Genomic DNA, 13,489 nt, shown 5'->3' with positions numbered 1-13,489 from the left:
ATCGCAGGCTTTCAGACGGCCTGTGTTATACTGACAGCCGTTTGAAACCGCGTTCCGATTATGATCCGTCTGCTCAATTCAGGGAAATTCTGGCTGAAACTGGTGTGTTACAGCCTGCTGGTGCTGCTTTTGCTGGTGGTCGGCCTGTCTGCCTTGACCTACCGCCTGTTCAGCCCGGAACGCGTCAGCCGTTTTGCCGGGGCCATCGTTGACGGCAGCGGCCTCAGTATTCGCTACGACAAAGACATCAGCCGCAACTGGTTTCCGCGCCCCACCCTGACGCTGAGAAATATCGTAATCACACAGCCAAACAGCCCGCAAGCCGCGCTCCTTATCCGCAAAACCCAAATCGGACTGGCTTGGAAAAGCCTGTGGACGGGCAAACCCATGATTGAAAAATGGGTTGTCAAAGGCGCGGACGCCCTGCTTGAGCATTCCGACAAAGGTTGGAGCCTGCGCGATTTATGGCGGCAAAACAGCGGCGAATCCGCCGTCAACCGGCTGGTGGTGGAAAACAGCACCCTGCGCCTGCGCTCCGCGCAAGGCAGCTACACCATCGAAGCCTTCGGCCTCAACATCAAAGCGCCCGTCGCCGACGGGCGGCCGTTTCAAATCAGCGGCGCGTTCAGCCATGCCGCCATTCCGCTGACCTGGCAGGGCAAAGGCACATTCCAAACCGACGGCACACATTGGCGCATTCCCGCTTTCCGCTTGGAGGCGCAAGGCCGTCTGAACGGGCAGACCCTGACCGTCCGCGCCGACAGCATACTTGACTGGCAGCCGCAACATGCCCGCTTAAGCGCCCGCAATACCGAACTACGCGCCGACAGCAGCTACCGCAGTCTGCACCTGACCGCGCAAATCCCGCAATTTGTTTTTCAAAACAACCGCCTCGACATTCCCGCCCTCAACAGCGCCTTCACCGCCGGAGAAGACGGGCAAAACTGGGACGGCGCGGTGAAAATCGACAAAGCCAGCCTGCGTTCGCGCGTCGCCACCATCGGCAGTTTCGAATTTAATGCCAGCCACAAGAATGCCGACCGCCAAACCAGCCTGACCGCTTCCGGCCCGCTGATTTGGCAGCATAACGAAGGCCTCCAATCCGAACCGCTGCGCCTGAGTGCGCTGCAAGAAGCCCCGGGGCGTGCGCCGCAGCCGCGTTTTGCCACCTCGCTGCAAGGCAAATTTGCTCTGCGCGACAGCGGCCACTGGCAGGGCAGTTTCAACGGTTTTTTCGATAAACAGCCCACTGCCATCGTACTGCGCTACACCGCCGAACCCAAACAAAAAGCCAAGCTGGAAGCCGGTATCGCCTTGCAGAAACTGTCGCTCGTCCCTTATTGGGAAGACCTGCAGGCGCAATCCGGCCATATTTATCCCGATTTTCTCAACCGTGAAGACCTGCCCGACATCGCCGCGCAGATTGAAATCGGCAGCATCCAAATGCCCGGTTTGCAGTTGGACGACGTCGCCGCCCTGCTGCATGCCGACCGCCGCTACGTCGCCCTGAGCAACTTCCGCGCTGGGCTTTACGGCGGCCGCACCGAAGGCGGCATGGTGATGGCCAATACCGAACCGCTCTCCTACCGTTTGCAGCAAAACACCATCGGCGTCAGCATCCGCCCGCTGCTGCAAGATTTGTTCGGCTACCACAGCCTGAGCGGACGCGGCGACGCCGTTATCGACCTCTCCGCCAAAGGCAACGACCGCCAAAGTCTGACCCGAACGCTCGGCGGCACGCTTTCGCTCAATGTTTCAGACGGCATGTGGTACGGCATCGACATCGACAACATCCTGCGCAGCGGCCGCACCGACAAGCAAAACGGGCAACATCTGCAAACGCCGTTCCGCCGCTTTACCCTCCACAGCACCATCAGCGAAGGCGTCAGCCGCCACAGCAATACCGAATTGCTGTCGGACAGCCTGCGTGTCATCAGCAGCGGCTACACCGATTTAAACAAACAGGAATTGTCGGAAGCGCTGTTGATTCACAACGCACGCAATCCCCAAATTAAACCCATCCCGCTCAAAATCAGCGGCGCGGTACTCAACCCCTCCGTCACCATCGACTACCAACGCCTGACCGACGGCCTGAACACGCCGCAGGAAAAACAAAAAGCGCTGGAAAACACCTTGCGCGAGCAATGGCAGTGGCTGCTGCCCAAACGGAATTAAACTCTATAATTTCATGACTAATCAATAGATTAAATATAAAGAGGCCGTCTGAAAATACATTTTCCAGACGGCCTCTTGATGATGTAACAGGATTATTTAAAGAAATCGCCCATACCGGCCGGCAAACCTTGGGTAAACGCGCCCATGGTTTTATTGCTGGTTTCCTCGGCTTTGGCGGATGCGGCATTAACGGCGGCCAATACCAAATCTTCCAGCATTTCTTTATCATCGGCGGCTTCGGCAATCAGGTCTTGGCTGATTTCCAATTTACGCACGACATGGGCGCAAGTCATGGTGACTTTAACCAAGCCGTTGCCGGCTTCGCCTTCAACCTCGGTTTCGGCCAATTTAGCCTGCGCCTTTTTCATGTTTTCCTGCATTTGCTGCGCCTGTTTCATCAGGCCGCCCAATCCGGCTTTTCCGAACATCGGTGTACTCCTAAAAGTGTGGGGTTTAAAAATCAAAAGGTTTTTCAGACGACATAAAAACATTGAGGCCGTCTGACAATAATCATACGGTTGAATCTGATGTAGCGCGGCCTACCGCTCATACCGCTACCGGTTTTCCAGCAATTCCAGCGTATCCGGCTGCCAGTGCGCGTCAAACGCCTGCATAATCTGCTGCGCGGTGGGGTCGGCTTCCAAAAAATCCTGCGCCTGCTGGCGGCCTTCCCGCTGCAAACGCTGACGGCGCATGACCGGCGTTTCCCAGCCTGCCTCATCGCGCCAGGCTTCGGTCTGCAACACCAGCGGCAGGCCGTAAGCGTCGGCCAAGACGGATTGGATTTTGTCCAAACGCTCTTTATTGGTGGTTTTGCGCGCTTCTTCGGTCAAGGCCAATACCATCAGGTGATTGGCATCATCATAACGCGTCCACGCCGCATTTTGCGCCAACATCTGCGCCGCGCCGAGCTTGTGCGCAAAACGCTGCACCACCGCCGCCCAGTTTTCCGGCGCAAATTCGGGCAAGGGCGCGAACTGCGGTTCATCGTCGCCAGCCTCCTCATCTTCATCCTCTGCCGCAAGGGTGGCGGCGGCAAAATCGGGAGGCGGCGGTACATCGGCGTATTCATCGTCATCGGTGTCATAAGTCACGCCGTCTGAATAATCGGCGAATGCGGCGGGCGGCTCATCGGCATAGACGCACTCATCTTCTGCGTACCGGTTGTCATCCGTTTGCTTCGGCACTTCTGTCATGGATTCAACAAATGGCACGGTCGGGGCTGATATATCTATCGTTTTTTCAGACGGCACAGCGGGCGCAGCCGCCGTGTTTTCGGAGCTTGCAGAGGCCGTCTGAATATCGGCGGCTTTCGGTTCAACCGCATTTTGTGCCTGCGCCAAATCTTCCCACGGCGGCACATCGCTATCTTGCGCCACAACTGTTGCTGCGGCGGCAGTCGGCGGCACATCCGGCGATGTCACGGCTGTTTCCGCAACGCTTTCCTGCGGAGCAGCCGCTGCCTCAGCAATAGCGGCTTGCGCCCCTGTCTGTATGGGCGTTTTCGGCATATCCGCTTTTGGCGGCGCAACAGCCGTGCCAACTGCCGCTGTTTCAGACGGCCGCGCTGCTGCTTCAGGCTTTTTTGCCGCCACCTGTGCGCCGTCGTGCAACTGAGTATGTTCAATTACCCCGTCGGCGGGTACGACAGCCGCCGCCATCGGCGCAAACGCCAGCATACGCAAGAGCGTCATCACAAAGCCCCCATACTCGTCAGGCGCGAGGGGCAAATCTTTTTTGCCGTGTATCACGCATTGGTAATACAGCTGAATCTGCTCGCCGCTCAAGCCTTGGCTCAAGGCCAGCAGCGCATCGCGTTCGGGGTCGTCGTTTGCCAAGGCGGAAGGCACGGCCTGAATCAGCGCCAAGCGTTGCAACAGCATGGCCAAATCCGCCAACGCGCTGTCAAAGCCGATGGCGCGCGCGGCCATTTCCTGCGCTTTATCGAGCAAGGCCGCGCCGTCCTGCGCCACTATGCCGTTTAACAGTTCATATAAATATTGTTTATCGACCGCGCCTATCATCTGGCGCACATCCTGCTCGGCCACGCTGCCCGAACCCATCGCAATCGCCTGATCGAGCAGACTCAGCGCGTCGCGCATGGAGCCGGCGGCGGCGCGTCCCAATAATTGCAGGGCGGCAGGCTCATAAGCGATTTGTTCCTTATCCAATACTTTGGCCAAATGCTCCGCTACCTGCTGCGTGGTCATGTTGCGTAACACAAATTGCAAGCAACGGCTCAAGACGGTAATCGGCACTTTGTGCGGATCGGTGGTCGCGAGAATAAATTTAACGTGTTCGGGCGGCTCTTCCAGCGTTTTGAGCATGGCATTGAACGCGCTTTTGGAGAGCATGTGCACTTCGTCGATGATATAGACTTTGTATTTGCCCGCCGTCGGCGCGTATTGCGCGTTTTCCAACACCTCGCGGATGTTGTCGATACCGGTATTCGAGGCCGCGTCGATTTCCAGCAAATCCACATAGCGCCCCGCGTCGATTTGGGTACAGCTCTGACACTCGCCGCACGGTTCGCCGTGGTCGGGGTGTTCGCAGTTGAGGCTTTTGGCCAGAATCCGCGCAATGGTGGTTTTGCCCACGCCGCGCGTGCCGGTCAATAAATAGGCATGGTGCAGACGGCCTTCGTCGAGCGCGTTGCGCAGGGCTTTAACGACATGTTCCTGACCGACCAAATCGGCAAAGGTTTTCGGGCGCCATTTTCGGGCAAGAACTTGATAGGCCATAATCTTTTTCCATCTTTCAGACGGCCTGACACTGTCTGCCGTCTGCAACACTTCTCTTTTTAAAATCAGCCGATTGGCTGATGTATATCAATAAATTTTTCCGCAAGAGCGGTCGCAATTTTCAGGCGGCGCGGTGCACCTTACGGCAACATTGCCGCCGCACGGCAGATTCCGCCGCATATCCAACCGCATAAAGGCCTGCCATTCTAACATTTTTTGCCCGCCGCCGCGCATTTGCGTGAACCGCCCTACTTAATACTACACTGTTATAATCCTACTCGTTTTTAGACAAACTCTGTGTTTTTAGACTATGTCAGAAATTTTACTACAAAACAAAAACGCTTCCATGCAAGTCGATACCTTCGGCGCTTACGTCAACACACTTCACCTCAATGGTGAAACCGTGTTTTTCCCCAAAACCGAACTCAACATCAACGGCAGCCGCAAACTGCGCGGCGGCATGCACGTCTGCCTGCCGCAATTCGGCCCCGACGCGGGCGAACATCTGGCGCAACACGGTTTCGGCCGCACCTCCGATTGGCAGATTGCCGCGCAAAGCGAAAACAGCCTCAGCCTGACCTTGCAAGCGCAAACGCCCGGCTACGAGCATGTGGAGTGGCAGCTCGATTACAGCCTGCCCGATGAAAAAGAAGCCGTCGCCACTTTAACCGTGCGCAATCGCGGCGACCAGCCCATCCGCACCTCGCCCGGCTTCCATCCCTACTTTTCCGCCGAACACAACTGCTTCGATTTCAACGGCCACGATTACGATGGTAATAAAATTTCTCAAACCGAATTCGTCACTTCGCCACTTGAAAGCAATGTAGCCTTTGACCGCCTGAGAATCAACATCCACACCGAAAACCTGCCGGTTTACGCGCTGTGGAGCGACCGCAACGGCTCTTACACCTGCGTCGAGCCGACCGCCGAAGGCTACGGCTTTATGCACCCGGCCGATGACATGCAGTTTGTCCCAGCCAACGGCGAAAAGCAGTTTCAAGTCAAAATCGGTTTGAAAGCGGCGGCTTAAGGCCTGTGTTTAGCGGCATAGACGCACGCGTTTTCCCTGTCTAGTCTATGCCGTCTGAAAACAGCTATTTTTGATGTTTGGGAAACTGCGCGTGTACCGAACAGACCCTACCCGCGAAATTTACTTCCAACAAAAAGGCCGTCTGAAACGGATTGGGTAAATCCGTTTCAGACGGCCTTTTTTGCCGTTTATTGCTTACTCAAAGTCAACCCTGTCCAGCCGAAAATCAGGGTCAGAATCAGGCTGAGGTAACAGAAAAACGCATACGGCGCATACTCCCATACCGGCACGCCCAGCGCCTGGCTGATGAATACGCCGCAGACGCTCCAGGGGACTAAGGGGTTGATGACCGTACCCGCGTCTTCTAGGGTGCGCGACAGGTTGCGCGGATGCAGGCCGAGTTTGTCGTAAACGGGTTTGAAGGTTTCGCCCGAAAGCAGAATGCTCAAATACTGCTCGCCAATCAAGAAGTTTACGCCCACGGAGGTGGCGGCAACGCTGGCAGTGGCGCGTCCGGCAGTGGTGAGGAAGGATTTGACCGCGTCCAAAAGCGCGGGAATCACGCCCAGCGCAAACAGCAGGCCGCCCAAGCTCATGCCGAGAATTACGATGGTTTGGGTGAAAAACATGGATTCCAGACCACCGCGTGACACCAGCCGCGCAATATCTTTAAAGCCTTCGCCTTCCAGCTTGTAGCCGCCGTAAAACCAGTTGCCCAGCTGCTGCAAATCGGGCGAGCTGTGGAAATACGTGACCACCAAACCGGCAATCACGGTAAACAGCATGGCCACCACAGCATTCACGCGCAATAAGGCCAAAATGACCAATAAGGCAAACGGTATCAGCGCATAGCCGTGCACCAGCCCTGTGGCTTCGAGCTGGGTGCGGAAGATGTCCACGCTGTTTAAATCGTGGGCGGCGACATTGGGCAGCAGCCACAACATCAAGGCCGCGCTGATGAGCCAGGCAGGGACGGTGGTGTACATCATGTTGCGGATGTGTTCAAACAAATCAATGCCGACAATCGAGGCGGCAATGCCGGTGGTGTCGGAGAGCGGCGACATTTTGTCACCGAAAAACGCGCCCGAAACCACAGAGCCGGCGGTCATCGCCAAATCTGCATGAAAAGCCGCCGCCATGCCCATAAAGGCCACGCCTACGGTGGCGCAGGTGCTCAGGCTGCTGCCGATGGCGATACCGATGACCGAGCTGAGGGCGAAGGCGGAAAAGTAAAAGTAAGTCGGCGAAATCAGGCCGAACCCGTAATACATCAGCGTGGGAATTGCGCCACTCATCATCAGCGCCGACACCATCAGGCCGATAAAAAAAAACAGATACACCGCGCCCATGCCCTGCCCGACCGCGCCTATCATGCCGCTTTGCATGTCGTTGTATTTCAGGCCGCGACACAGGCCGTATAACACCAGCACGACGATGGCGGTAATAATCGACATATGCGGCAGCCAGCCGAGCGAGATAATCGAGTAGCCCATTCCGGCGATAATCACCAGCGCGACCGCCAGCGCTTCGCCGCGCGGCATGTCCAACAAGGATTTGAAACTGAACATCGGATTTCCTTTTTATTTTTTCAGACGGCCTGCGGACGGATATTGCTCCTGCCGCCGTTTTTATCGAGACACCGCATTCTATCTGTTTTAGGCCGTCTGAAAAACCGCCATGGGCAGGATTTGTTAAATTTAGTTAGGCATTTTATCCTAGACACACCAAAGGCATGAATATGTGGAATTTTTAATAATTATTGATATTTTATGCTATTAAATAAAATATCAGACCGTAATTACGCCATATCATGCCGAAAATATCTATGCTGTAAAAATTCGGCCGTCTGCAAGGCCGCAACTGGATTCCACAGCATGCCGGTGTGACTGACCGGCAAAACCACATGGTCGCGCATATGCGGGCAAACGGTTTCGGCAACTTTGACCGTACCGTCATGTTCGCCGGACAAACCCAATATCCGCCCCAAACCTTGCGGTTTGTTGCCAGCCAAACTTCCCAAGGCAATATTCACCGGCAAGGATGGCGCATGGCCGTCGAGCGCCGAGGCGTAGGAACCACCCAACAAGGGGGTACGCAAACCCATGCCATCAATGCGCTGCGCCGCCGAGCTACCCTGATGCGGCGCGCCCAAGGTCACGATACGGCCGCTTATCTTCTCAGGATACGCGGCGGCAAAATGACGCAAAACCAAACCGCCCAAGCTGTGTCCGACAAAATGCAAGGCTTCACCCGACTGATTCAGCCGCGTCACTGCCTGCGCCAATGCCGCCGCGTGTTGCGGCAGGGTGTTTATCAGGCTGTAATAGCCGAACACCGTGGTGTCAAAGCCGTATTGCGCCAGCATGCGGGCAAACGGCTTCATCGCCCAAGCATGCATGTGCAGGCCGTGCAATAAAATCACGCGTTCCATAAATACTCCCTAAACAGACAGATGATCTTATTTTAGCCAAAGCAAAGGCCGTCTGAAAACCCACAACGGGTTTTCAGACGGCCTCAGGCTGTATGCAGCTTATGCTTCGTCGGCTTTGTAACCTTTAACCGCGAAGAACACGATATATAGGTAGCAGATGGCTGATACGATGAAAGAGTTCAGCAGGCCGTAGTTGTCGGCAGCCCAACCTTGAACCACCGGTACCACCGCACCGCCCACAATCGCAGTACACAATACGCCGGAAGCGGTACTGGTAAATCGACCCAAACCTTTGGTCGAAAGGGAGAAGATGGTCGGGAACATAATGGAGTTGAACAAACCGATCAGCAGCAGTGCCCACATTGCCACATCGCCGTTGGTTGCCATCATCGCCACCAAAATCAGGGCTACGGCAACAGAAGCGTTAAAGGCCAGGCATTTGTTCGGCGCGATTTTCGCCATCACAGCAGAGCCCAAGAAACGGCCGACCATCGCACCGCCCCAGTAGAACGACAGGTATTTCGCGGCGCTGGCATGATCCAGGTTTTTCAGTTCGCCCATCACGCTTACCAGCAGCGAGCCGATAGACACTTCCGCACCCACGTAGCAAAACAGACCGGCTGCGCCCAAAACCAGATGGCGGTATTGCCATACGCTTTCTTTGCCGTCGTGGTTGGCTTCGGTTTCCGCCTCGGCGATTTTACGCGCGTCGGGCAGACGAATCATTTTCACGGCCAATGCCAGCAGAATCAGCAGACCGGCCAAGCCCAAATACGGGATTTGTACGGAAGAAATCTGCTCGGCTTTGCTGGCGGTTTGGGTGGCGTCGGCCAAAATCAGGAACGCGCCGATTTGCGGAGCAATGGTCGTACCCAAAGAGTTGAACGCCTGTACCAAAGTCAGGGTGGCGGACTCTTTGCCCGGTTTGGACAACAAAGTCACATACGGATTACCCGCCACTTGCAGCAGGGTAATGCCTGAAGCCAGGATAAACAACGCGCCCAAGAAAATGGCGTAAGAATGGCTGCCGGCAGCCGGATAAAACAGCAAACAACCGATGGCGGTCAGCAAAAAGCCGCCAATCACGCCGTTTTTATAGCCTAATTTTTGCACCACATGACCCATCGGAATCGACATGATGGCGTAAGCGGTAAAGAAACAGAACTGAATCAGCATGGCCTGTACATAAGTCAGGTCGAAAATCGCTTTCAAATGCGGAATCAGAATATCGTTCATGCAGGTAATGAAACCCATCATGAAGAACAACGAAGTCAGCACAACCAACGCGGGGGTGTGGTTTGGCTGTTGTGTTTGCGTAGACATTGTGTGCCTTTCTGAAGATGAAACAATGGAAAAAAATTTTTCGCTTAACTTACATTAACGCGGGACAAACCGAATGATACTGATATTTTCCACTTTTGCAAGATATAAAATTACATTTCTGACATCGGTGTCATCTGCGCAAACCCCCAATATCCGGCGTATCCCGTATCAAACCTAGGCAAATGCCCAAAAACTTTTTTTCACACCGTTGTAATTTTCAGACGGCCTTTTGACTTAACGCAAACTGTCATTTCCTCACTTTTGCCCAACATTTTCTCTGTCAGTTGCAAAACATTCCGGCATCTGCTGCTGCCTGACGGAAAATTTTTCATGGTCTGCCGGTTGGCTGCCACGCCGTTCACCATCCGAATCCGGCGTATCGGCGGGGATTTTCCGCCATTTCGCTGCCCCATCCGGTCATCATTTCCCGCGCGGCAAGATGGCGTATCGCAGCATGTCCGTTGCCCATATTGCTGCCCGTCGTCCTGTGTAATTAATTAACACCGCCGCTTCAAACAAGCAGGAATCTTACACACGCCGCCAACCGCCTTTCCGCCCTTTTCTGCTACCATAGCCACCTTTGTGTTTCGTTTGACGTTATGACCCTGATTTACGCCTATATCGCGCTGGCGTTTTCCGCCTTTACCTCCGCCACCCTGCTGCCCGGCACATCCGAAGCGGCCTTTGCCGCTTTTATCTACCGTTACCCGCAACAGATTTGGGGTGCATGGCTCTGCGCCGGATTGCTCAACGGCTTGGGCAGCATGGTTTCCTATGCAATGGGGCGCTTGCTGCCGGACAAGAAAAGGCCGTCTGAAAAAACCTTACGCTACCAGCAACGCTACGGCACATGGTTGCTGCTCTTGGCCTGGCTGCCGATTATCGGCGATGCCCTGCCCTTGGCCGCCGGCTGGCTGCGCTTGGACTGGCGCAAATGCGCGGTCATGTTGGTGGCGGGGAAAATGCTGCGTTATGCGCTTATCGGATGGGGAGTGTCCGCTTGGGTTTAAAAATCACACCTGATAGTTACTGCACTGAATATAAAAATATTTAAATATCAAGCAGATATTACCCCTCCCCCCCCCCGAGATTAACATAACTTAACGTCATAAATAGCAAAATCTTATATAATTCAATCATCTAAGTAGCCACTCCTAGGAGTGAGTAAGACGTTTTCCCCCGTAATGTGTTTGGCCATCTATACCTTCCCCTTGTATAGGTGGCTTTTTTTCGCCATAGGTTTTGAATAGGCCGAGACCTTTGCAAAAAAGTTTAAATACCCATCGCCGTCATTCCCGCGCAGGCGGGAATCCAGACGTTTGAGCTTCTGATGCCTTAAAACATTGCAGAAATGCCGGGCTTCTGGATTCCCGCCTGCGCGGGAATGACGACTGCGGGATTTCAAACGTATTTTTAGAATTTTGCAAAGGTCTTAGACCGTAGGCTTACCCGATACAAATGCCGTCTGAAAAAATCATTTTCAGACGGCATTCGTATTTAAAAAACCAAAACGGTTACAGCACCTTCACAATACTCTCGCACAGATAATCAATATTATCCGCCGTAATACCCGCCACATTAATACGGCCGGAGCGCACGATGTAAATGGCAAATTCGTTTTTCAAGCGGTCAACCTGTTCAGGTGTAAGGCCGCTGAAAGAGAACATACCGTTTTGCTCGATAATAAAATCAAAATCCTGCGTTGCACCTTTTTCTTTCAACAGGGCAACAAAACGCTCGCGCATGGCTTTAATGCGGCCGCGCATTTCGTCCAACTCGGCAATCCATTGCGCTTTGAGGGCTTCGTCTTGCAACACCAGCGCGATGGTGGCTGCGCCGTGGCTGGCGGGGTTGGAGTAGAGCGTGCGGATGATGGTTTTAATTTGGCTGTGCGCACGGTTAGCTGTGGCTTCGTCTTCGGCCACCAGCGTAAACGCGCCCACGCGCTCGTTGTACATGCCGAAGTTTTTGGAATAGGAGCTGGCAATCAGCAGCTCGCGGTTGTATTGCAGGAAGGTGCGCAGGCCGACGGCGTCTTCTTCCAAGCCGTTGCCGAAACCTTGGTAGGCGAAGTCAAACAGCGGCAGCCAGCCTTTTTCGGCCGCCATTTTCGCCAGCGTTTCCCATTGCGCGGGGGTCGGGTCGATACCGGTCGGGTTGTGGCAGCAGCCGTGCAGCAGCACCACATCGCCTTTTTCCACCTGCGCCAAGTCTTCTAACATACCGTCCCAATCCAAGCCGTGTTGTGCGGCGTTGTAATAGCGGTAAAGCTTATCGGTCAGGCCGACGGCTTTGCAGATGGCGTTGTGGTTCGGCCAGGTCGGATTGGAAATCCACACGTTTTTAACACCGATCTGGCGTTTTGCAAACTCCAAGGCAATGCGCAAGGCGCCGGTACCGCCTAGACTCTGCGCGGTTTTGGCGCGCTTGCTGGCGATAATTTCATGATTTGCGCCAAACAGCAGGATTTGCGTTTGCTCATTGTATTCGGCCACACCGTCGATGGTCAGGTAGTTTTTAGTGGTCTCGCTGACTAAGAGGCGTTTTTCGGCCTCTTTGACGGCTTTGACAATCGGGGTCGCGCCGGTGGCATCTTTATATACGCCAATGCCCAAGTTGACTTTTTCAGGACGGGTTTCGGCTTTAAATGCTTCGCCCAAGCCTAAAATCGGATCGGCCGGCGCAGCTTCGATGTGGTCAAAAAACATGATATTCGCTTTCAAAACGGAAAATAGGGAAACGGGTCAAACGCTTGGATTTTACGCCGTTTCATGCCGTCTGAAAACATCATCTTTACCCCGATATTCCCGCCTTCGGCGGTGCGGCCGATATGGGAAAATGCGTGGCGGCAATGATACCGTTTTCAGAGTGCGCAGCCTGCCCGTGGTACGGCCTTCCGGCTGGTTATCCATCAAAAATGACAGTCAATCCAACCGATGTAGGTTGGGACGAAATCCCAACCTACTCAGTTTGTTTTTTTAGTGATTCTACTATATCCAACAATGCCAATGGCGTGGCAATACGCGAATCCTGCAACCAAGATTCGGTATCGTCTTCTGCCGAGATATAGCCCCAATCCACCAACACGGCCTGCATACCGGCGTTTTTTGCCGCCAGCATATCGCGTTCGGCATCGCCCAGATACACGCAGTCGGCGGCATTTACGCCGATTTGCTCGCAGGCGTAAAACATGGGTTTGGTGCTGGGCTTGGCTTCATCGCAGGTGTCTCCGCTGACCACCACCGACGGCGGCACGGCAAAGCCGAGTTTGGGCACGAGTTGGTCGGTAAACTGCGCGGGTTTGTTGGTAATAATGCCCCATTTGAGGCCGCGCTTGTCCAATTCGCGCAATAAATCGTTAATGCCGTCAAACAAAACGGTATCGTCGGCATAACGGCGGCCGTATTCGGCCAAGTATTCTTGCCGCCATTGGGCATGGTCGGGGTGGCCGGTAGTGATACCGGCGCCGATTTTCAACAGGCCGTTGGTGCCGTGGCTGGCATACGGGCGGATGTCGGCCATGCTTTTTTCCGGCAAACCGTGTTTGCGCAGCAATGCGTTGAGTGCGCCGCCTAAATCCAAGGCGGTATCGGCCAATGTGCCGTCGAGATCGAAGAGTACGGCTTTTATCATGTTTGTCCTTTATGTTTATCTGAGGCCGTCTGAAAAACAGCCGGCATATGGCTGGAAAATTTAAGGGGCTGTACTAGATAACTAGATTTATTCAAAATCATTTAGAATAAATCCCATGAAAAAAAGTCGACTGAGCCCTTATAAGCAAAACAAGCT

Annotated in this window: 10 protein-coding genes; 3 read left to right on the top strand and 7 right to left on the bottom strand. The window is 54.3% G+C overall.

The genetic code is table 11. The annotated features are described in order from the left end of the window. Positions 1-60 precede the first annotated feature (60 nt). Positions 61-2,175, top strand: a complete 2,115-nt coding sequence (locus J2T37_RS06385; protein WP_253354650.1) for an AsmA family protein — start codon at positions 61-63, stop codon at positions 2,173-2,175. 92 nt (positions 2,176-2,267) lie between these two features. Here J2T37_RS06385 and J2T37_RS06380 read toward each other — a convergent pair whose 3' ends face one another. Both J2T37_RS06380 and dnaX read right to left on the bottom strand, forming a co-directional pair. Continuing rightward, complete coding sequence (locus J2T37_RS06380; RefSeq protein WP_253354649.1) at positions 2,268-2,603, bottom strand: YbaB/EbfC family nucleoid-associated protein; 336 nt, start codon at positions 2,601-2,603, stop codon at positions 2,268-2,270. A 126-nt stretch (positions 2,604-2,729) separates the two neighbouring features. Then, a complete protein-coding gene (gene dnaX / locus J2T37_RS06375; RefSeq protein WP_253354647.1) occupies positions 2,730-4,916 on the bottom strand; it encodes a DNA polymerase III subunit gamma/tau in 2,187 nt (728 codons plus the stop codon). A 310-nt stretch (positions 4,917-5,226) separates the two neighbouring features. On the opposite strand from dnaX, the gene J2T37_RS06370 reads away from it, so the two are divergent. Then, a complete protein-coding gene (locus J2T37_RS06370; RefSeq protein WP_301286361.1) occupies positions 5,227-5,946 on the top strand; it encodes an aldose epimerase in 720 nt (239 codons plus the stop codon). Between the two features lie 188 nt (positions 5,947-6,134). Here the strand turns inward: J2T37_RS06370 and nhaC are convergent, their stop codons facing one another. The 3 genes from nhaC to J2T37_RS06355 form a co-directional block, all read right to left on the bottom strand. Next, positions 6,135-7,514: a Na+/H+ antiporter NhaC gene (nhaC, locus tag J2T37_RS06365; RefSeq protein ID WP_253354643.1), complete on the bottom strand. Its 1,380-nt coding sequence runs from the start codon at positions 7,512-7,514 to the stop codon at positions 6,135-6,137. A 230-nt stretch (positions 7,515-7,744) separates the two neighbouring features. Further along, the gene (locus tag J2T37_RS06360; protein WP_253354641.1) at positions 7,745-8,377 is read right to left on the bottom strand and encodes a serine aminopeptidase domain-containing protein; all 633 of its coding nucleotides are present in this window, start codon (positions 8,375-8,377) and stop codon (positions 7,745-7,747) included. A gap of 99 nt (positions 8,378-8,476) precedes the next feature. Continuing rightward, the gene (locus tag J2T37_RS06355; protein ID WP_253354639.1) at positions 8,477-9,700 is read right to left on the bottom strand and encodes a sugar MFS transporter; all 1,224 of its coding nucleotides are present in this window, start codon (positions 9,698-9,700) and stop codon (positions 8,477-8,479) included. Between the two features lie 599 nt (positions 9,701-10,299). On the opposite strand from J2T37_RS06355, the gene J2T37_RS06350 reads away from it, so the two are divergent. Then, a complete protein-coding gene (locus J2T37_RS06350) occupies positions 10,300-10,710 on the top strand; it encodes a YqaA family protein (RefSeq protein WP_253354637.1) in 411 nt (136 codons plus the stop codon). 504 nt (positions 10,711-11,214) lie between these two features. On the opposite strand, the gene J2T37_RS06345 is transcribed toward J2T37_RS06350, so the two are convergent. Then, on the bottom strand, positions 11,215-12,408 hold the full coding sequence (locus J2T37_RS06345; protein ID WP_253354635.1) for an amino acid aminotransferase: 1,194 nt from the start codon (positions 12,406-12,408) through the stop codon (positions 11,215-11,217). A gap of 253 nt (positions 12,409-12,661) precedes the next feature. Beyond that, positions 12,662-13,333: an HAD family hydrolase gene (locus J2T37_RS06340; RefSeq protein WP_253354633.1), complete on the bottom strand. Its 672-nt coding sequence runs from the start codon at positions 13,331-13,333 to the stop codon at positions 12,662-12,664. Positions 13,334-13,489: the final 156 nt, after the last annotated feature.

It is taken from the genome of Neisseria perflava (genome assembly GCF_024170405.1).
GTDB lineage: Bacteria > Pseudomonadota > Gammaproteobacteria > Burkholderiales > Neisseriaceae > Neisseria > Neisseria perflava_B.
The sequence above is the reverse complement of the archived record's forward strand: the minus strand, read 5'-3'. Positions and strand labels throughout refer to the sequence as shown.

Excerpts from the sequence above, each read along its gene's own strand:
- nhaC (WP_253354643.1), bottom strand. The coding sequence starts at position 7,514 with ATGTTCAGTTTCAAATCCTTGTTGGACATGCCGCGCGGCGAAGCGCTG.
- J2T37_RS06345 (WP_253354635.1), bottom strand. The coding sequence starts at position 12,408 with ATGTTTTTTGACCACATCGAAGCTGCGCCGGCCGATCCGATTTTAGGC.
- dnaX (WP_253354647.1), bottom strand. The coding sequence starts at position 4,916 with ATGGCCTATCAAGTTCTTGCCCGAAAATGGCGCCCGAAAACCTTTGCC.
- J2T37_RS06355 (WP_253354639.1), bottom strand. The coding sequence starts at position 9,700 with ATGTCTACGCAAACACAACAGCCAAACCACACCCCCGCGTTGGTTGTG.
- J2T37_RS06385 (WP_253354650.1), top strand. The coding sequence starts at position 61 with ATGATCCGTCTGCTCAATTCAGGGAAATTCTGGCTGAAACTGGTGTGT.
- J2T37_RS06340 (WP_253354633.1), bottom strand. The coding sequence starts at position 13,333 with ATGATAAAAGCCGTACTCTTCGATCTCGACGGCACATTGGCCGATACC.
- J2T37_RS06350 (WP_253354637.1), top strand. The coding sequence starts at position 10,300 with ATGACCCTGATTTACGCCTATATCGCGCTGGCGTTTTCCGCCTTTACC.
- J2T37_RS06380 (WP_253354649.1), bottom strand. The coding sequence starts at position 2,603 with ATGTTCGGAAAAGCCGGATTGGGCGGCCTGATGAAACAGGCGCAGCAA.
- J2T37_RS06370 (WP_301286361.1), top strand. The coding sequence starts at position 5,227 with ATGTCAGAAATTTTACTACAAAACAAAAACGCTTCCATGCAAGTCGAT.
- J2T37_RS06360 (WP_253354641.1), bottom strand. The coding sequence starts at position 8,377 with ATGGAACGCGTGATTTTATTGCACGGCCTGCACATGCATGCTTGGGCG.